This window comes from Mesobacillus sp. MER 48 (assembly GCF_023714225.1).
Taxonomy (GTDB): Bacteria; Bacillota; Bacilli; order Bacillales; family Cytobacillaceae; genus Mesobacillus; species Mesobacillus oceanisediminis_A.
In genome coordinates this window covers 988,665-1,007,211 of record NZ_JAMAUR010000001.1, presented here as the reverse complement: position 1 = coordinate 1,007,211, position 18,547 = coordinate 988,665, and the positions used below count along the sequence as shown (strand labels likewise).

The following is an 18,547-nucleotide window of genomic DNA, read 5'->3' as shown; positions in this document are numbered from 1 at the left end:
TGGTTAAAGTTTTTTCATTAAGTCTTTTTTTTATTTGTCTGGCAGCATGTGTTTTTGTGCGAAGAATAAGGAGGATTTATACATAATGGTTAAACGCAGCCGCATCTTGGCCTTCTTTTTGCTGGTTATTTTAATCGGAAGTGCCATGGGTGCAACAACCCAGAATATATTGAAGAATATCAACCTTGGTCTTGATCTTCAGGGAGGCTTTGAAGTTCTTTATGAAGTCTCGCCTCTGCATGGAAAAGAAGGACAAAAAGTTGACCGGGAAACCTTGAAGAGTACTGCGGAAGCACTTGAACGCAGGGTTAACGTTCTAGGTGTCAGTGAACCGAACATCCAGATAGAAGGGGATGACCGGATCCGCGTCCAGCTTGCTGGTGTCAAGGATCAGAACAAAGCCCGTGAAATCCTTTCTACCGAAGCGAATCTTACCTTCCGTGACGTGAACGACCGCATCATGATGGATGGAAGTGACCTGGAGGAAAACGGTGCAAAGCAGAGCTTTGACCAGCAAAACAAACCTAGTATTTCAATCACTTTAAAAGATGGGGACCAGTTCGGTGAAATCACGAAGCAAATTCGTGATATGGCTCCTGAAAATCAACTGATTATCTGGCTTGATTTCGAGGAAGGAAAGGATTCCTACAAGGAAGAAAGGATGAAGCCTGATCCTAAATTCCTTTCCAATCCTAATGTAGATAAAATCCTGAATCAGAAAAATGTTGAAATTACCGGTAATTTCACAATCGAAGAAGCCCAGCAGCTTGCCTCTTTGCTGAACGCAGGCTCATTGCCGGTCAATCTAAAAGAAACATACTCAACATCTGTAGGCGCCAAGTTCGGTGAACAGGCATTGGATGAAACAATATTCGCAGGAATCATCGGTGTCCTTGCTGTATTCGTCTTTATGCTGGTTTTATATCGTTTGCCTGGTATAGTGGCAGCTATTACTTTATCTATCTACGTTTACCTAATCCTGCTCGTATTTGACTGGATGCACGGCGTCCTCACACTTCCGGGTATTGCCGCATTGATCCTTGGTGTGGGAATGGCTGTAGACGCCAATATCATCACCTATGAACGGATCAAAGAGGAATTGAAGGTTGGACGGAATATTAAAGCGGCTTTTGAAGCGGGAAGCAAAGGCTCCCTGTCGACGATATTCGATGCCAACTTGACAACATTGCTTGCTGCAATCGTATTGTTCGCATATGGGACAAGCTCTGTAAAAGGTTTTGCGACAATGCTGATTATCAGTATCCTGGCAAGCTTCATCACCGCAGTCTTCGGAGCCCGACTTTTCCTTGGCCTGCTCGTTAACAGCGGACTATTCAAGAACAAACCACAATGGTTCGGGGTAAAGCGAAGTGAAGTCCATGATATTTCTGAAGGTGTGGATACACTGGATTTGAAAACTAAATTCGACCGTTTTGATTTCATAAAAAACAGGAATAAATTCTTTACGGCTACAGCTGTATTAGTCATCATAGGTTTGATTGCGCTTTTCGCATTCCGACTCAACCTTGGGATCGATTTTGCGAGCGGGACCAGGGTGGAACTCCTATCTGACAGCAAGCTTACAGCTGAACAGGTTAAGGATGAGCTGAAAAAGGTAGACCTCGAGACGGATGATATCGTCATATCTGGCGAGAACGGCGAAATCGGTGTGGCCAGGTTCAAAGGAGTTCTATCAAAGGAAGAGATTTCTGAGCTGAAATCCCACTTTAAGGACGTTTATGGAGCAGAGCCGAATGTCGGGACTGTATCGCCGACAATCGGAAAAGAGTTGGCTAAAAACGCCATGATTGCTGTTGCCATCGCTTCCGTGGGGATCATTATCTATGTAACAATCCGTTTTGAAATTTACATGGCATTGGCAGCTGTCCTTGCACTGCTCCATGATGCATTCTTTATCATTGTTTTATTCAGCCTGACCAGGCTCGAGGTGGATATCACCTTCATCGCCGCCGTCCTGACGATTGTTGGTTATTCAATCAACGATACCATTGTTACTTTTGACCGGATGCGCGAGAATATGGTGAAGAAGAGACGTTTGAAGACACCGGAAGAAATTGCGGATGTCGTCAATTCTTCGCTTCGGCAGACACTAGGCCGCTCTGTCAACACAATTATGACTGTTGTCATAACTGTCGTTGCGCTGTTGATTTTCGGAAGTGCATCCATCTGGAATTTCTCATTCGCGCTTCTTGTTGGTTTGATTGCCGGTACTTATTCTTCCATTTTCATCGCGGCACAGCTGTGGTATGTATGGAAGGTCAAAGAACTTAAGAAAAAAGGCACCATCAAGACTTACAAGGAAAAGAAAGTCTACTCAGATGAGCCGCAAGTTTAATATAAGCTATAAAAAAATACCACGGGGTTTCCCGTGGTATTTTTTCGTTTTTGGTTAGAACACCCAGTTTACAGGATAAAATAAAACGAATACCGAAAGAATAAAGATGGCAGAAAAGTATATCGATTGCATCAAAAGTCAGCGCAGGGAGGAATTTTCACATTGGAAAAAGATGTTCGATTTAAGAAGGCAGAGTTTGCTGCAATGGTTGGCGTGGTAGGTAATATTATACTTGCTGCACTGAAGTGGAGCATTGGCATATACGCTAACAGTAAGGCTCTTGTTGCGGATGCTGTCCATTCTGCCTCGGATGTTGCCGGATCACTGGCTGTATACATAGGTTTGAAGGCGGCGAAGGCTCCACCTGATGAAGATCATCCTTACGGACACGGTAAAGCTGAATCCATTGCGGCCATCATCGTAGCCGTCCTATTGATGCTTGTGGGTGTTGAAATCGGCAGATCGTCCTTTGAAGCCTTCTTCAAGCCCATCGAAGCACCTAAATCCATTGCCATAGTAGCTGTTATCGTTTCGATTATCGTAAAAGAGGGAATGTTCAGATATAAATATAGATTGGGGAAACAGCTGAAAAGTGATGCGTTGATTGTCAATGCATACGAGCATAGGTCAGATGTTTATTCCTCTATTGCCGCTCTTATTGGAATCAGTGCTGCTGTCCTGGGAGGCAAGTTTGGGATTGGCTGGCTTGAGTATGCCGATCCAGTGACAGGCTTGCTAGTTGCTTTGCTAGTTATCAGGATGGCCTGGAAGCTTGGCAAGGAGTCTATCCATAACACACTTGACCATGTACTGCATGATGAGGACACAGAGGAATTCAAAACCATCGTCCAATCGATCCCGGAAGTAAAGAAACTGGATGAGTTGCATGCAAGGGAGCACGGACACTATGTGATTATTGATTTGAAGATATCTGTCGATCCGCATATCACCGTTGAACAGGGCCACCGGATTGGAAAATGTGTGAAAAAGAAACTGATGGAGAACAAGAATGTCCAAAATGTCATGGTCCATATAAATCCATACAGTGAAAGTGGAACATTCGATGATAACGTAGAGATTCAATAGCAAAAAGGGAGGGGAAAACATGAAGTTTCAATGGACGTTGCTGCTGGGGTTTGCTTTTGCATTGATTGTTGCCGTATTTGCGGTCATCAATGTCGATCCGGTAACAGTGAACTATTTGTTTGGGGAAGCTAAATGGCCGCTGATCCTGGTCATTCTGGGTTCGGTATTGATGGGAGGACTCATTGTTGGTTCAGTGGGCCTGTTCAGGATGTTTGTCCTTCAACGTGAGGTAAAAACATTGAAAAAGAAAAACAGGTCATTGGAAGAACAGCTGGCCCAAAAGGAAACAGCTCAAGAGGAACAAGTACAAGAACAACAAATACAGGATATTCATTGATATCCGCAAATGGCAGCATGAAAAAGGCTGCCATTTTATATGCTTTTTTTAGGAACCGATGCATTCCGTGACACGAAATAATAAGCCGGTTAGCATTCATTGTCATTGAAACAGTCCTTTCGCTTTTGTATAATGATAAAGCTGAGAGGTGAACGTATGTTAAAGCCAAAATCAAGATGGATTGTTAAAGAATCCGATATGATAAAAATAGAGTCACTTGCAAAAGACCTGAACGTAACTCCTCTGACGGCTTCATTGCTAGTCAATCGCGGACTGGATACCGTGGAAGATGCCCGGTATTTTTTATTTGCGCAAAAAGGTGAGTTTCACGACCCTTTTTTGCTGAAGGATATGGACAAGGCAGTTGAGAGAATCAATAAGGCAGTTGAGACACAGGAGCCCATCTGGGTGTTTGGAGATTATGATGCTGATGGTGTAAGCAGTACGACGGTCATGATGAAAGCATTGGTTGAATTGGGTGCCAACGCCGACTACTACATACCGAACCGTTTTACAGAAGGATATGGCCCAAACGAAAAAGCTTTCAGAGCTGCTTCTGAAAAAGGTGTCGGGCTGATCATCACTGTCGATACCGGCATTTCAGCTCTTCATGAAGCAAATGTGGCCAGGGAATTAGGCATCGACCTTATCATAACCGATCATCATGAACCAGGTCCTGTCTTGCCTGATGCGTTTGCCATCATTCATCCAAAACTGGAGGACAGTGCTTATCCTTTTAAGGATTTGGCCGGGGTCGGCGTAGCGTTCAAGGTTGCCCATGCATTGCTTGGCCGACTTCCTGAGCATTTGCTGGAGTTTGCTGCCATAGGTACGATTGCCGATCTGGTGCCGTTGCTTGGGGAAAACAGGCTGATCGCAATTAAAGGCATTGAAAAACTGAAGTTAAGCCAGACGCCAGGTTTGAATGCGCTGCTTAAGCTCGCCAAAACAGACCGGTCATCAATTGATGAAGAAACGATCGGTTTCATGATCGGGCCGCGGGTCAATGCAGCAGGCCGTTTAGGAAGTGCAGACCCGGCAGTACAATTAATGATGACATCGGATTCTGAAGAGGCAAAAATGCTGGCCGAAGAAATTGATTCAATCAATAAAGAGCGGCAAAGTATTGTTGCCCAGATTGCAGAAGAAGCTATTGGTGAAGTGGAACAGCGTTATCCTATCGAAGATAATCCAGTACTCGTTGTGGGCAAGGAAGGCTGGAATGCCGGTGTAATCGGAATCGTAGCCTCCAAGCTGGTAGAAAAATATTATCGGCCGACGATTGTACTCAGTTTTGATGATGAAAAGGGGCTTGCGAAGGGATCTGCCCGAAGTATTGCCGGATTTGACCTCTTTAAAAATCTATCAACATGCAGGGATATCCTTCCACATTTCGGCGGTCATCCTATGGCTGCCGGCATGACACTGGAGCTTAAAAATGTCGATGAATTAAGGTCCAGGCTGAATGCGCTGGCAAAAGAGCAGTTGAAGGAAGAAGATCTGATTCCGGTGTCACATATAGATGCCAGAATAGATGTTAAAGAGATTACAATAGAAACGATCAATGAGCTTGGCCTCCTTTCTCCATATGGTGTCAGCAATCCCAAGCCAAAGGTGCTGGTTGACGGGGCGAACATTTCTACCCTCCGAAAAATAGGAGCGGACCAATCCCATCTGAAATTGGCGCTTGAGGAAAATGGTACGGTGATTGATGGAATCGGATTTGGGTTTGGCCACCTGCATGAGCATATTTCACCGAGCTCCAAACTATCGGTAATTGGAGAATTATCGATCAATGAATGGAACAATATCAAAAAGCCGCAGATTTTCCTTAGGGATTTAGCCGTAAGGTCATGGCAGCTATTCGATTTCCGCGGACTGAAAAGAATTGAAAAGCTTCCAGACATGATTCCAGGTGATCAGCCTGTTCACTGGATCCACTTCAATGCTGAATCGACAAATAAGTTTTCTCCGATTATCGGAGATTCATTGCAGCTTGTAGCGACCGATGAACAAGCAGAGCAGATTGTGCTGAACGATTCATTCGTTGTCTTGCTGGATCTGCCGCCTTCCAAGGATATTCTCGAAAGGTTATTCGCCAAAAAGAATCCAGGAAGAATCTATGCTCATTTTTACAAAGAAAATAGCGATTTCTTCACGACAATGCCGACCAGGGAACATTTCAAATGGTTTTATGCTTTTCTTTCCAAGAAAGGTCCCTTCGACCTCAAACGGTATGGCGATGAATTGGCCAAGCATAGGGGATGGACAAAAGAAACAGTAGAATTCATGTCGCAGGTGTTTTTTGAACTAGATTTTGTTAAAATAAACAATGGGTTTATTTCACTAAAAGAAAATGTCCCCAAAAGGGATCTTTCTGAATCCAAAACATATCAGCACAAGGTGCAAGCATTCACTCTTGAAAATGAATTGCTCTATTCACCCTATGAGCAGTTGAAGAACTGGTTTGACCAGTTCATTCAAGAGTCGGTGAAAAATGAGGAGGCAATTATTCAATGGATTTGAAACAATTCGTAACAATCGTTCCCGATTGGCCAAAGCCCGGCATTAAATTCAAGGACATCACTACCTTAATGGACAATGGTGATGCTTATAGATATGCTACAGACCAAATCGTGGCCTATGCCCGTGAAAAAAACATCGACCTTGTTGTCGGACCCGAAGCCCGTGGATTCATCATCGGCTGCCCAGTTGCCTATGCACATGGGGTAGGCTTTGCACCGGTAAGGAAGGAAGGAAAGCTTCCGCGCGAGACAATCAAGGTCACTTACGGACTTGAGTATGGCAGCGATGTTTTAACGATTCACAAAGATGCAATCAAACCAGGGCAAAGAGTCTTGATCACCGACGACCTGCTCGCAACAGGAGGAACGATTGAAGCGACGATCAAGCTAGTTGAAGAACTGGGCGGGATTGTGGCTGGTATCGCATTCCTAATCGAGCTGACTTATTTGGATGGCCGCGAGAAACTTGAGGGCTATGATGTCTTAACCCTTATGGAATTTTAATCAAACGGGCGCTTCCTCGCGAAGTGCCCTTTTCTTATTGGGAAATGAGACACGGATAGAAAAGCTTGAGAATGGCTTTATAGGGCTAAATTGCCAGAAATTAAATATCTTTCGACAATTTTTTTAATTTCTGCTGTAAAATATCTTCCTTTCTCTTTACATCTTCGATTTTTTCTTTGATAATAGTAACAATCCTTTATAAGAATAATTATTGTATATAAAGGATTTTCATGTATATGTGTCGATTTTTTCCTTGGTGCCCGCTGGTGAATATAAAGCGGGTTAATATATAAAGAAATCTAAATTAGGTGATCCTATGGCGAATGACCAGGTAATGACAGCTGAACAAGTCATTGACTGTACAAAATCATATTTAAATGATCAACATGTTGAATTGGTAAGGAAGGCATATGAGTTCGCCAGGCAGGCTCATCACGATCAATTCAGGAAGTCGGGTGAACCGTATATCATCCATCCAATCCAGGTAGCGGGCATCCTTGCCGACCTTGAGATGGACCCGGCAACTGTTGCTGCCGGTTTTCTTCACGATGTCGTCGAAGATACGGAAGTGACTCTTGATGATTTAAGAGAGGCCTTCAATGACGAAGTGGCGATGCTTGTTGATGGCGTCACAAAGCTTGGTAAAATCAAGTACAAGTCCCATGAAGAACAGCAGGCTGAAAACCACCGGAAAATGTTTGTGGCGATGGCACAGGATATCCGTGTCATCCTGATCAAGCTTGCTGACCGCCTTCATAATATGAGGACTCTGAAACATTTGCCAAGTGAAAAGCAGCGCAGGATTTCCAATGAGACACTGGAGATTTTTGCTCCGCTCGCTCACAGACTTGGTATCTCCAAGATCAAATGGGAACTTGAAGATACGGCATTGCGCTATCTCAACCCTCAGCAATATTACCGGATCGTCAATTTGATGAAAAAGAAAAGAGCAGAACGCGAACAGTACCTTGATGAGGTCATTGATGAGGTAAGGGAAAGGATGAAAGAGGTTTCAATCAAGGCTGAAATTTCGGGAAGGCCGAAGCATATTTACAGCATCTATCGAAAAATGGTGCTGCAAAACAAGCAGTTCAATGAAATTTACGACCTGCTTGCTGTCAGGATAGTCGTTAACAGCATTAAGGACTGTTATGCCATCCTTGGAATCATCCATACCTGCTGGAAACCGATGCCTGGCCGGTTCAAGGACTATATTGCGATGCCAAAGCCTAATATGTACCAGTCGCTGCATACAACAGTCATTGGTCCGAAAGGGGATCCGCTCGAAGTCCAGATCAGGACCGATGAAATGCACCGGATCGCCGAATTCGGGGTGGCTGCACACTGGGCGTATAAAGAAGGCAAACCTGCTGACGGTTCCAATTTTGAAACGAAGCTATCATGGTTCAGAGAAATCCTTGAATTCCAGAATGATACTGCGAATGCCGAAGAATTCATGGAGTCTCTCAAAATTGACCTATTCTCGGATATGGTATTTATTTTCACCCCAAAAGGCGATGTCATCGAATTGCCTGCTGGTTCCGTCCCGATCGATTTCGCCTATCGGATCCACTCCGAAATCGGCAACAAGACGATTGGTGCGAAAGTCAATGGCAAAATGGTCACGCTTGATTACCAGCTGAAGACAGGGGATATCATTGAAATCCTGACGTCGAAACATTCTTACGGTCCAAGCAAGGACTGGCTCAAGCTGGCTCAAACTTCCCAGGCCAAAAACAAGATTCGCCAGTTCTTCAAAAAGCAGCAGAAGGATGAGAATGTTGAAAAAGGCCGGGAGCTTTTAGAAAAAGAAATCCGCAATATGGACTTCGATGTCAAAGAAATCCTGACCTCTGAAAATCTTAAAAAGGTTTCAGAGAAATTCAATTTTACCAATGAAGAAGATTTATTCGCTTCAATCGGCTATAACGGCATTACTGCACTCCAAGTGGCGAACAGGCTGACGGAAAAGCTTCGCAAGCAGCGTGACCTTGAGCAGGAAAAGGATATCTCAAATGCCGTATCCGAGCTTAAGGCTTTCACACCTGCGAAGAAACGTGAATCTGGTGTCCGGGTCTCTGGCATCGACAATCTGCTCATCAGGCTTTCCCGCTGCTGCAACCCTGTACCTGGAGATGATATTGTTGGATTCATCACAAAAGGCAGGGGTGTATCCGTTCACCGTTCCGATTGCACGAATATCCACACAGAGGATGCGCAAGCAAGGCTGATTCCGGTTGAATGGGAAACCGCCCTTAACGACCGGAAAGAATACAATGTTGACATCGAGATCAGCGGCTATGACCGCAGAGGATTGCTGAACGAGGTACTTCAGGCCGTTAATGAAACAAAGACGAACATTACTGCCGTTTCCGGCAAGTCAGATAAAAATAAAATGGCGACCATCAATATGTCGATTGCCATCCATAATGTCAGCCACCTGCAAAAGGTCGTGGACCGGATCAAGCAGATTCCGGATATCTACGCTGTCAGAAGGGTCATGAGTTAATCCCTGATGCTAATGCGTTAAGGGAGACTTGACATGTAAGGAGAATCATAATGCGTTTAGTAATACAGAGAAGCAAAGAAGCAACAGTTACTGTTGATGGAGAAGTAAAAGGCTCCATTGAAAAAGGATTTGTCATCCTGGTGGGGGTTACCCATGAGGATACTGAAAAAGATGCTGCTTTCCTTGCTGAGAAGGCAGCGAATTTAAGAGTATTTGAAGATGAAGCCGGTAAGATGAATCTTTCCCTGCTTGATGTGGGGGGAGAGGTTCTTTCTGTTTCCCAATTTACCCTTTATGGAGATTGCCGCAAAGGGCGCCGTCCGAATTTCATGGATGCAGCAAAGCCGGACCATGCAGAAACAATCTATGAAGCATTCAACCGTTTTGTTGCCGAAAAGGGATTGAAGGTTGAAACTGGCGTATTTGGCGCCATGATGGACGTTCAATTGACCAATGACGGTCCGGTAACCTTGATCATCGACAGCAAATGAATCCAGGCGAAAAGAAGGGATCCCGAATTAGCGGGATCCCTTCTTTTTAATTGTTTTTAAAATAGCGAGCCAGTCCTTCAAAAATACCATTCGCCACAGCTTCCTGGTACTGCTGTGTATTGACGAGCATTTCCTCTGCAGGGTTGCTCAAATAGCCTAATTCAAGAAGTACGGCTGCCTGTCTGTTTTCCCTGATGACATGATAGTCACCAAAACGGGAGCCGCGGTCTTTAAGCATCGTTTTGCTTACAACCGAGGAGTGGATTTGGTCGCCCAGGGGCTTTTGCTTTGAATTATAATAATAGGTTGTCATCCCCCTGACAGTCCTGTCATTGATGCTATCATAATGAATGCTGATAAATGCGTCGGCGTTATGGTAATGCGAACTGCTGACTCTGGACCCCAGTGAGATGTATTGATCATTATTCCTGGTAAGGACGGCGTTCGTGCCAGCTGCTCTTAGCTTTTCGTATAGAAGCTGTGCTGTTTTCAAGGTGATCGTTTTTTCCAAAGATCCTCTCACGCCGGTTGTACCATTGTCACGGCCTCCGTGCCCGGGGTCAATGACAATCGTTTTATTTTTTGTATGCTTTTCTGCACCTGGCTTTTCTATTTGCGGTGCATTGCCCTGTACTGAAACGATCCATCCTGCTACAAAGCCTGTTGCTCCATTTGGAAGAGCGATTTTATACCAGTCCTTTTCGACACTTATGATTTCAAAGCTGTCTCCCTGGTTTGCACGAAAAATCACCGGTGTTCCTGTGCTTGGGCCTTTACGGATGTTTGTCCCATCATGGAGCATGGAAACGTTGCTGTTTTTTACTGGCTGGCTTGGCGCAGCCGTGGGGCCGCTTTTCTTGATATCGAAAAACCAGCTGGCAGCCCAGCCTGTTTTCCCTGACTGATATTCAATTTTGACCCATTTATTTTTTTCATCAAGGATCTTGAAATTCTGCCCCTTGGAAACAGAACCGATGACCGAGCCATTAAGTGAATTTTTGTCACGGACATTCAGGTTAGATGCCGTTACCGTACCCGTGAATTGATCAGCAGGGGCGGGCGAGGCACTGCCTGATGAAGGTGTTCCGCTGATTTTTAAATAATCAGCGCTTACCCAGGCCTTTTTCCCTGCATATGTAATCTCTGCCCAACCGTTGGACTGAGAGTGGACGGGAACTACAGCTCCATTGTTCAATTGTCCGACTCTGCTGGCGTTTAAAGATGGTTTCTCCCTTACATTCAGGGAGGTGGCAGTGACCGTCCCGCTTGATACAGCAGGTTTGGATGGTTGTGCCGTCGTTTCATTCTTTTTCGAATTTATGTACTCCATGGCAACCCAGCCTTGTAAAGCGGCAGTGCGCACTTCTGCCCAATTGCCTTTTGAACTGAGGACCTCGACAGCCTGTCCACGATTAAATGATCCAATTACATCATAATTGGTGCCCGGGCCTTTCCTTACACGCAGTCCATCGGCCGTAACGCTTCCCGAGTTGCCTGCTGGCTTTTGGGTAACTGCTGGCTTGACACCTTCCCTGACAGTGAACCACTGTGCTACCCAGCCTTTTTTGCTGCCTCCAAGACTGAGTTGGATCCAATCGCCTTCTTCTTTTATGATTGGAAATTTTTCGCCTTTTTTAACCGACCCTGTAACAGGGTAACTCAGTCCAGGACCATTTCTGACATTCAGGCTTGTGGCAGTAATCGATACACTGCCATTGTCTGCTTTGGCCGTCTCTAAAACGGGCAGGTTCCCAAATATAAGCATCAGGCAAAGGATGACAGGAACCATTTTCTTTCTGGGCATGATCTCCCTCCCTTATTCTTTATAGAGTCTTATAAAAATATATTACCGGAATTTACCGGCAAAATCACGAAGACTTTTTTCTTATATCGGAACCAATTAAGAAAATTCAATAGAAAAAAGCGTATATAAAATCGAAAAATGGTGGGAAGAATAATAGGCAATAAACAATGGAAGGTGATACCATGCGTTTCAGTGATAAAGGAATTTCCGCAGCAACCGGTGAGAACCAGCTATTCGGGGTGGATTTCCACGATTTCATTCAAAAAGAACAAAACGCACACGTCGTGGAATTGGCGTCGGAATTTGGCCTTTCACTCCGTGACGTGAGAAAATTGAAAAAACAGCTGGAACGTTATTGAATTGTGCTTGACATTGCTAATTGGACTCCGTATTATAATATAAATAAAATGTCATACGGAAAACATACCGTTGATGGAGCATAGTAGCCAGGAGACAATGGCAAGAGAGGAAATGCCGCGGCTGGAAGCATTTCTGCATGATGACCTGGTGAATGAACACTCCGAAGGATTTTCTCTGAACATCGGCAATGCCGTCAGTAGGAGAAGACGTAGGCAGGCGTTAACTGTTAAAGAGGAAGTGCCGATTGGCGCTTCAATTAGGGTGGCACCACGGGAATCAAAGCTCTCGTCCCTTGTTATTATAGCAAGGGATTGGGGGCTTTTTTGCATTCTTTTTTACGGGATAAGAAAGTATACAATTCACTTTGAGAATTGTCCAGCTCCAGCGCCTAGCCCCTCGAGACGTTTCGGTCCGCCCAATGAAGTCAAAGAACGACTTCACCGGTCGACCCTCCAACGCTTGTCGGGGCTGACCAAGGCGCTTGCGCTTTTCTATACATAAAGACCTATTGAATGGAGGAGGATGAACTGTGTCTAACCAAATCAAAATTCCACGCGGAACACAGGACATTTTGCCAGGCCAGACTGAAAAATGGCAGCTTATTGAGGCGAAAGCAAGAGAACTTTGTGAAAGATACCAGTATCGGGAGATCAGGACACCGATTTTTGAGCATACAGAATTATTCCAGCGAGGCGTTGGGGATACGACAGATATCGTTCAAAAAGAAATGTATACATTCACTGACAGAGGAGATCGAAGCTTGACACTGCGCCCGGAAGGAACAGCAGCGGCTGTCCGCTCTTTTGTCGAGAATAAAATGTTCGGAAATCCGAACCAGCCAGTAAAGCTTTATTATATGGGGCCTATGTTCCGTTATGAACGTCCCCAGGCAGGACGCTTCCGCCAATTTGTCCAGTTTGGCGTAGAAGCAATGGGAAGTGCGGATCCTGCGATTGATGCCGAGGTAATCTCGCTTGCGATGGGAATCTATCAGGAGCTGGGGCTAAAAAAGCTGAAGTTGGTGGTTAATAGCCTCGGAGACAAGGAGAGCCGTACTGCACACAGAGAGGCACTTGTGAGCCACTTCAAACCGCGGATCGGGGAATTCTGCAGCGACTGCCAGAACCGCCTTGAAAAAAATCCGATGCGGATCCTCGATTGCAAAGCGGACCGTGACCACGAGCTGATGAAGTCAGCACCATCCATCATTGATTACTTGACGGATGATTCAAGGGTATATTTTAACAAAGTCACAAAATACCTGACAGACCTGGGAATTGAATTCGAAGTAGATGCCAACCTCGTGCGCGGTCTGGATTATTACAACCACACGGCTTTTGAAATCATGAGCAATGCTGAAGGGTTCGGCGCGATCACCACGCTTTGCGGCGGCGGCAGATACAATGGCCTGGTTGAAGAAATCGGCGGTCCGGAAACACCGGGTATCGGTTTTGCACTGAGTATTGAGAGATTGCTTGCAGCCCTTGATGCAGAAGGTGTCGAACTGCCGGTCAAGGAGGAAATCGATTGCTATCTCGTTTCACTCGGCGATGAGGCAAAAGATTATACGGTAGGCCTGCTTCACAAGTTAAGGATGGCAGGATTCTCGGCAGAACGCGATTATCTTGATCGTAAAATCAAAGCTCAATTCAAGGCTGCAGACAGGGTCAATGCTAGGTACGTGGCCGTTCTGGGCGAAAATGAACTGAAAGAAAATAAAATCAATCTAAAATCAATGGCGGACGGGGAGCAGAAAGAACTGCCGCTTGAGAGCTTTATTGAAAAATTCAAGGAAATCTGCAGATAGTGGGGGAGTTTACATGTTTGGGAGATCATATTTTTGCGGTGAAGTAACAGAAAAGGCAGTTGGTGAAAAGGTTACGCTAAAAGGCTGGGTGCAAAAGCGCCGTGATCTGGGAGGACTGATTTTCATCGACCTCCGGGACAGAACCGGCCTTGTCCAGATTGTTTTCAATCCTGAAGTATCACCAGAGGCGCTTTCCATCGCCGAGAAGGTCCGTACAGAGTACGTCCTTGATGTAAAAGGGACTGTCATTGCCCGCGAAGCAGGCAGTGTGAACGAAAACCTTAAAACTGGAAAGATCGAAGTCCAGGTAGACGACCTGACCATTATCAATGAAGCGAAAACAACGCCGTTTGTAATTGCAGACAAAACGGATGTATCTGAAGATGTGCGTTTGAAATACCGCTATCTGGATCTTCGCCGCCCGGTCATGTTCGAGACTTTTAAAATGAGGCATCAGGTAACAAAAGCGATTCGCGATTACCTGGATGGCGAAGGGTTCCTGGATGTTGAAACACCAATCTTAACAAAGAGCACGCCTGAAGGAGCGAGGGACTATCTCGTACCAAGCCGTGTGCATCCGGGTGAATTCTACGCTCTTCCGCAATCTCCGCAGATTTTCAAGCAGCTGATGATGGTTGGCGGCTTCGAGCGTTACTACCAAATCGCCCGATGCTTCCGTGACGAGGACCTGCGTGCTGACCGCCAGCCAGAATTCACGCAGATTGATATCGAAACAAGCTTCATGAGCCAGGAAGAGATCATGGGCCTAACTGAAAAAATGATGCAAAAAGTCATGAAGGATGTAAAAGGATTGGAAGTGACATTGCCATTCCCTCGCATGAGTTACCAGGAAGCAATGGACCGCTTTGGATCCGACAAGCCGGATACACGCTTCAGCATGGAGATTGTTGACCTTTCCGAAACAGTCAAGGATTCAGGGTTCAAGGTATTCGCATCTGCTGTCGCAGGAGGCGGCCAGGTCAAGGCAATCAATGTAAAAGGTGCGGCATCCAATTACTCACGCAAGGATATTGATGGCCTGACTGAATTTGTGGCTGTATACGGAGCGAAAGGCCTGGCTTGGCTGAAAGCGGAAGAGGATGGCCTAAAAGGGCCAATCTCAAAATTCTTTGGCGAAGAAGAGCAGGCTGATCTTCAAGCTAAGCTTGATGTCACGGCGGGTGACCTTCTGCTGTTCGTAGCGGACAAGAAAAATGTCGTGGCAGATGCGCTTGGTGCATTGCGCCTGAAGCTTGGAAAAGAGCTCGGACTGATCGACCAGAGCAAATTCAACTTCCTCTGGGTGACAGACTGGCCACTGTTGGAATTCGACGAAGAAGCAGACCGTTACTTCGCTGCACACCATCCATTTACGATGCCAGTCCGCGAAGACCTTCCAATGCTTGAGAGCGATCCAGCGAATGTAAAAGCACAGGCATATGACCTTGTTCTGAACGGCTATGAACTTGGCGGCGGATCCTTAAGGATTTTTGAAAGAGATGTCCAGGAAAAAATGTTCTCAGTGCTGGGATTCACTAAAGAACAGGCATATGAACAATTCGGCTTCCTGCTTGAAGCCTTTGAATATGGCACACCGCCACATGGAGGCATAGCGCTTGGACTAGACAGAATGGTGATGCTGCTTGCGGGCAGGTCAAACCTCCGCGACACAATCGCCTTCCCGAAAACAGCAAGCGCAAGCGACCTTTTGACAGACGCTCCTGGAGAAGTTAGCGGAGCCCAGCTGGATGAATTGCATTTGTCATTAAATGTTAAAAAAGACCAGTAATATCCAGCACCCATTTTCTTGAAGTTGATTCAAGCGTGTGATAATATAATAACAACAGATGAAGAGTCCTGATGTGTTCGTTGTTTAACCTGAAGTTTTGACCTAACATCTATCCTTCGGGAGCACGAGTTTTCGGGCCGCGTAAATGCCTCTGGCTAGAGGACTTACAGAAACCCGGAACAGGGCACCCACCTGCTGAGAGCGGGTTCAAGACGAAGGCATCCAACACGACGGCACGATTGGGACTCTTCCTACATACGTACACCAAAGCCATGCATCCGCATGGCTTTTTTGTTTTTATGGAACTTGGGTTTGGGGATTGCTTTTTTGATCTGGAATTTAGATGTTAATAGATTTTCGCCTAACGTAAAGTTATGACCGAGATAGGGTGTCTAATGGACAGATATCCGGGTTTTGGACTTACGTTTGTCCGATAGAGAGGGTCTAACGGACAGTTATCCGGTTTTTGGACTTGCGTTTGTCCGATAGAGAGCGTCTAATGGACAGTTATCTGGGTTTTAGACCTAAGTTTGTCCGATAGAGAGCGTCTAACGGACAGTTATCCGGTTTCGAACCTACGTTAGTCCGATGGAAAGGCTATATCTTTGCTAGAACTCTTCCATCACCATGCCAATACACATTAATTCCTATAAAAATACTTGAAATTAACGATAGGTATGTTATATTCGAAAGCGGGTATAGATAGTAACACCAATCTTAATATTTGGAGTGAGTCTGGATGCTTCATCAATTTTCTAGAAATGAACTGGCCATCGGCAAAGAGGGCCTTGATATAATGAAAAACAGTACGGTAGCTGTATTAGGAATTGGCGGTGTCGGTTCATTTGCGGCAGAAGCACTGGCACGGTCTGGAGTTGGCAAACTAATTTTGATTGACAAGGATGATGTTGATATCACGAATGTCAACCGCCAGTTAATTGCGCTGCTTTCGACAGTCGGCAAGCAAAAGGTCGAAGTGATGCGTGACAGGATTATGGATATTAATCCCGAATGCGAAGTTGTAGCGCTGAAAATGTTCTATACTGAGGAAACCTATGAAGAGATCTTTGGCTACGACCTTGATTTTATTGTCGATGCTTCAGATACGATTTCTTATAAAATCCATCTGATCAAGGAATCCATCAACAGGGGCATTCCAATGATTTCAAGCATGGGTGCGGCTAATAAAATGGATCCTACGCGTTTCCAGATTGCTGATATTTTCAAGACCCATACCGATCCGCTGGCGAAAGTCATCCGTACCCGCCTGCGAAAAGAAGGAATCAAAAAAGGAATCCCTGTTGTCTTTTCAGACGAAAGCCCGATTGTCATCAGGGAGGATGTACGGAAAGAGGTAGGAAATGACAATGCCGAAATCCGCAAGGCTAAAATGCCTCCGTCTTCCAATGCGTTCGTTCCTTCAGTAGCGGGACTCATCATGGCCAGCCATGTAGTCAGGGAATTATTAAAAGACATCGAAATTGAGCGAGTGAACAGCTAAGGAAAAATCGATTTCAGACCTATAAACAGCTGAAAAAGCGGCAAGGACCTCTAAAAAGGTCCTGCCGCTTATTTTTTGTGTCCGGTGATTTTTTCATAGATGGAGGCAATGGCCTGTTCGAACTTCCCGGTTTTCTTTGGTTTATAGTATACCTTGTTTTTGATTCTGTCCGGGAGATACTGCTGTTTGACCCAGCCACCCTCGTAATCATGCGGGTACAGATAGTCCACTCCTCTCCCAAGGTCCTTTGCCCCTTTGTAGTGGGCATCCTTTAAGTGATCAGGCACTTCTCCGCTGATGCCTGAGCGGATATCAGCCAGTGCTGAATCAATGGCGGCATAAGCAGAGTTCGATTTAGGGGACAGGCATAACTCGATCACCGCATTAGCGAGTGGAATCCTTGCCTCCGGTAAGCCGACTCTTTCGGCTGCTTCAATTGCTGCAAGTGTCCTTTGCCCAGCCTGTGGACTTGCCAATCCGATGTCTTCATAGGCAATCACCAGAAGTCTTCGGTTGATGCTGACAAGATCGCCTGCTTCAATCAATCTTCCAAGATAATGGAGAGCCGCATTCACATCGCTGCCCCTGATGGACTTCTGGAAACCTGACAGGACATCGTAGTGTGCATCACCATCTTTATCGTGAGAGAGACTCTTTTTCTGCATGCATTCTTCTGCTGCGCCCTCATCGATATGGATGATACCTTCTCCATTTGGTTCAGTGGATAAAACAGCAAGCTCCAGGGCATTCAAGGAGCTTCTCACATCTCCGCCGGAGGCTGTGGCGAAATGGGTAAGTGCCTCTTCTGTCAGCTCGATCTTCAAGTTGCCGAGGCCTCTTTCTTCATCGGCAATCGCTCTTCGCAAAGCTGTTTTTATATCCTCTGGTTCAAGCGGCTTCAATTCAAAAATCTGGCATCTTGAGCGGATGGCAGGATTGATCGCATGGTACGGATTGCTGGTTGTGGCACCAATCAGGACGATCATCCCATTTTCCAGGTATGGAAGCAGGAAATCCTGTTTTGCTTTGTCAAGCCGGTGCACCTCATCAAGCAGCAGGATGACTTTCCCTGACATCTTCGCTTCTGCAGCTACTACTTCCATATCTTTTTTATTGTTCGTGACGGCATTCAGTGTCCTGAATGCAAAATTCGTGCTCCCGGCAATCGCACTGGCAATCGAAGTTTTCCCGATGCCAGGCGGTCCATATAGAATCATTGACGATAATTGTCTCGCCTTGACCATTCTGTTTATGATTTTTCCTTCAGCTACCAGGTGGGACTGGCCGATCACTTCCTCGATCGTCCGCGGCCTCATCCTGAAAGCAAGAGGTTTAAGGTTCATGCTCATCGCTCCAATAAAACGGAATTTCGTGTATATATACAATAACATGAACGGGGGACTTGCGCATTGTACATGCAATTTATGCTATAATGTCAAAAGCCTACCTATTGACTAAGGATTTTGTTAAAATTTATA

At 45.5% G+C, this 18,547-nt stretch carries 13 protein-coding genes, 1 other RNA gene and 1 other annotated feature; of the genes, 12 read left to right on the top strand and 2 right to left on the bottom strand.

Going from position 1 to position 18,547, the window contains the following annotated elements:
- Nucleotides 1–85 precede the first annotated feature (85 nt).
- From secDF to dtd, 7 genes are all read left to right on the top strand, one after another.
- Nucleotides 86–2,356 carry a protein translocase subunit SecDF gene (gene secDF, locus M3593_RS05175; protein ID WP_251540979.1) on the top strand — a complete coding sequence of 757 codons (2,271 nt, stop codon included), beginning with the start codon at nucleotides 86–88 and terminating at the stop codon, nucleotides 2,354–2,356.
- Between the two features lie 162 nt (nucleotides 2,357–2,518).
- Complete coding sequence (locus tag M3593_RS05170) at nucleotides 2,519–3,442, top strand: cation diffusion facilitator family transporter (RefSeq protein WP_144476090.1); 924 nt, start codon at nucleotides 2,519–2,521, stop codon at nucleotides 3,440–3,442.
- Nucleotides 3,443–3,461: 19 nt separating this feature from the next.
- Complete coding sequence (locus M3593_RS05165) at nucleotides 3,462–3,779, top strand: LapA family protein (RefSeq protein ID WP_144476091.1); 318 nt, start codon at nucleotides 3,462–3,464, stop codon at nucleotides 3,777–3,779.
- 156 nt (nucleotides 3,780–3,935) lie between these two features.
- Entirely contained in the window at nucleotides 3,936–6,305 is a 2,370-nt protein-coding gene (gene recJ / locus M3593_RS05160) for a single-stranded-DNA-specific exonuclease RecJ (RefSeq protein WP_144476092.1), read from the top strand.
- Entirely contained in the window at nucleotides 6,296–6,808 is a 513-nt protein-coding gene (locus M3593_RS05155) for an adenine phosphoribosyltransferase (RefSeq protein ID WP_144476093.1), read from the top strand. The genes recJ and M3593_RS05155 overlap by 10 nt, the downstream gene beginning before the upstream one ends.
- A gap of 316 nt (nucleotides 6,809–7,124) precedes the next feature.
- A complete protein-coding gene (locus M3593_RS05150) occupies nucleotides 7,125–9,317 on the top strand; it encodes a RelA/SpoT family protein (RefSeq protein WP_144476094.1) in 2,193 nt (730 codons plus the stop codon).
- A gap of 50 nt (nucleotides 9,318–9,367) precedes the next feature.
- Complete coding sequence (gene dtd / locus M3593_RS05145) at nucleotides 9,368–9,808, top strand: D-aminoacyl-tRNA deacylase (RefSeq protein ID WP_144476095.1); 441 nt, start codon at nucleotides 9,368–9,370, stop codon at nucleotides 9,806–9,808.
- A 46-nt stretch (nucleotides 9,809–9,854) separates the two neighbouring features.
- Here the strand turns inward: dtd and M3593_RS05140 are convergent, their stop codons facing one another.
- Nucleotides 9,855–11,612 (bottom strand): N-acetylmuramoyl-L-alanine amidase family protein, encoded by a 1,758-nt coding sequence (locus tag M3593_RS05140; RefSeq protein WP_251540977.1) that lies wholly within the window; start codon nucleotides 11,610–11,612, stop codon nucleotides 9,855–9,857.
- A 182-nt stretch (nucleotides 11,613–11,794) separates the two neighbouring features.
- Between M3593_RS05140 and M3593_RS05135 the strand changes: the two genes are divergently transcribed.
- From M3593_RS05135 to M3593_RS05115, 5 genes are all read left to right on the top strand, one after another.
- Nucleotides 11,795–11,971, top strand: a complete 177-nt coding sequence (locus tag M3593_RS05135; protein ID WP_186326742.1) for a hypothetical protein — start codon at nucleotides 11,795–11,797, stop codon at nucleotides 11,969–11,971.
- Between the two features lie 61 nt (nucleotides 11,972–12,032).
- Nucleotides 12,033–12,268: a binding site (T-box leader), on the top strand.
- A gap of 233 nt (nucleotides 12,269–12,501) precedes the next feature.
- On the top strand, nucleotides 12,502–13,779 hold the full coding sequence (hisS, locus tag M3593_RS05130; protein WP_251540975.1) for a histidine--tRNA ligase: 1,278 nt from the start codon (nucleotides 12,502–12,504) through the stop codon (nucleotides 13,777–13,779).
- Between the two features lie 13 nt (nucleotides 13,780–13,792).
- Nucleotides 13,793–15,568 (top strand): aspartate--tRNA ligase, encoded by a 1,776-nt coding sequence (gene aspS, locus M3593_RS05125; RefSeq protein WP_251540974.1) that lies wholly within the window; start codon nucleotides 13,793–13,795, stop codon nucleotides 15,566–15,568.
- Between the two features lie 62 nt (nucleotides 15,569–15,630).
- A non-coding RNA gene (gene ssrS / locus M3593_RS05120) (6S RNA) lies at nucleotides 15,631–15,818 on the top strand.
- Between the two features lie 489 nt (nucleotides 15,819–16,307).
- Complete coding sequence (locus M3593_RS05115) at nucleotides 16,308–17,069, top strand: tRNA threonylcarbamoyladenosine dehydratase (protein ID WP_144476098.1); 762 nt, start codon at nucleotides 16,308–16,310, stop codon at nucleotides 17,067–17,069.
- A gap of 68 nt (nucleotides 17,070–17,137) precedes the next feature.
- Here M3593_RS05115 and M3593_RS05110 read toward each other — a convergent pair whose 3' ends face one another.
- Nucleotides 17,138–18,412: a replication-associated recombination protein A gene (locus tag M3593_RS05110; protein ID WP_144476099.1), complete on the bottom strand. Its 1,275-nt coding sequence runs from the start codon at nucleotides 18,410–18,412 to the stop codon at nucleotides 17,138–17,140.
- Nucleotides 18,413–18,547: the final 135 nt, after the last annotated feature.

What these genes read in the sequence shown, in the direction of transcription:
- M3593_RS05140 (WP_251540977.1), bottom strand. Translation starts at nt 11,612, where the DNA reads ATGCCCAGAAAGAAAATGGTTCCTGTCATCCTTTGCCTGATGCTTATA.
- M3593_RS05115 (WP_144476098.1), top strand. Translation starts at nt 16,308, where the DNA reads ATGCTTCATCAATTTTCTAGAAATGAACTGGCCATCGGCAAAGAGGGC.
- dtd (WP_144476095.1), top strand. Translation starts at nt 9,368, where the DNA reads ATGCGTTTAGTAATACAGAGAAGCAAAGAAGCAACAGTTACTGTTGAT.
- M3593_RS05155 (WP_144476093.1), top strand. Translation starts at nt 6,296, where the DNA reads ATGGATTTGAAACAATTCGTAACAATCGTTCCCGATTGGCCAAAGCCC.
- M3593_RS05135 (WP_186326742.1), top strand. Translation starts at nt 11,795, where the DNA reads ATGCGTTTCAGTGATAAAGGAATTTCCGCAGCAACCGGTGAGAACCAG.
- secDF (WP_251540979.1), top strand. Translation starts at nt 86, where the DNA reads ATGGTTAAACGCAGCCGCATCTTGGCCTTCTTTTTGCTGGTTATTTTA.
- M3593_RS05150 (WP_144476094.1), top strand. Translation starts at nt 7,125, where the DNA reads ATGGCGAATGACCAGGTAATGACAGCTGAACAAGTCATTGACTGTACA.
- M3593_RS05110 (WP_144476099.1), bottom strand. Translation starts at nt 18,412, where the DNA reads ATGAACCTTAAACCTCTTGCTTTCAGGATGAGGCCGCGGACGATCGAG.
- M3593_RS05165 (WP_144476091.1), top strand. Translation starts at nt 3,462, where the DNA reads ATGAAGTTTCAATGGACGTTGCTGCTGGGGTTTGCTTTTGCATTGATT.
- aspS (WP_251540974.1), top strand. Translation starts at nt 13,793, where the DNA reads ATGTTTGGGAGATCATATTTTTGCGGTGAAGTAACAGAAAAGGCAGTT.
- recJ (WP_144476092.1), top strand. Translation starts at nt 3,936, where the DNA reads ATGTTAAAGCCAAAATCAAGATGGATTGTTAAAGAATCCGATATGATA.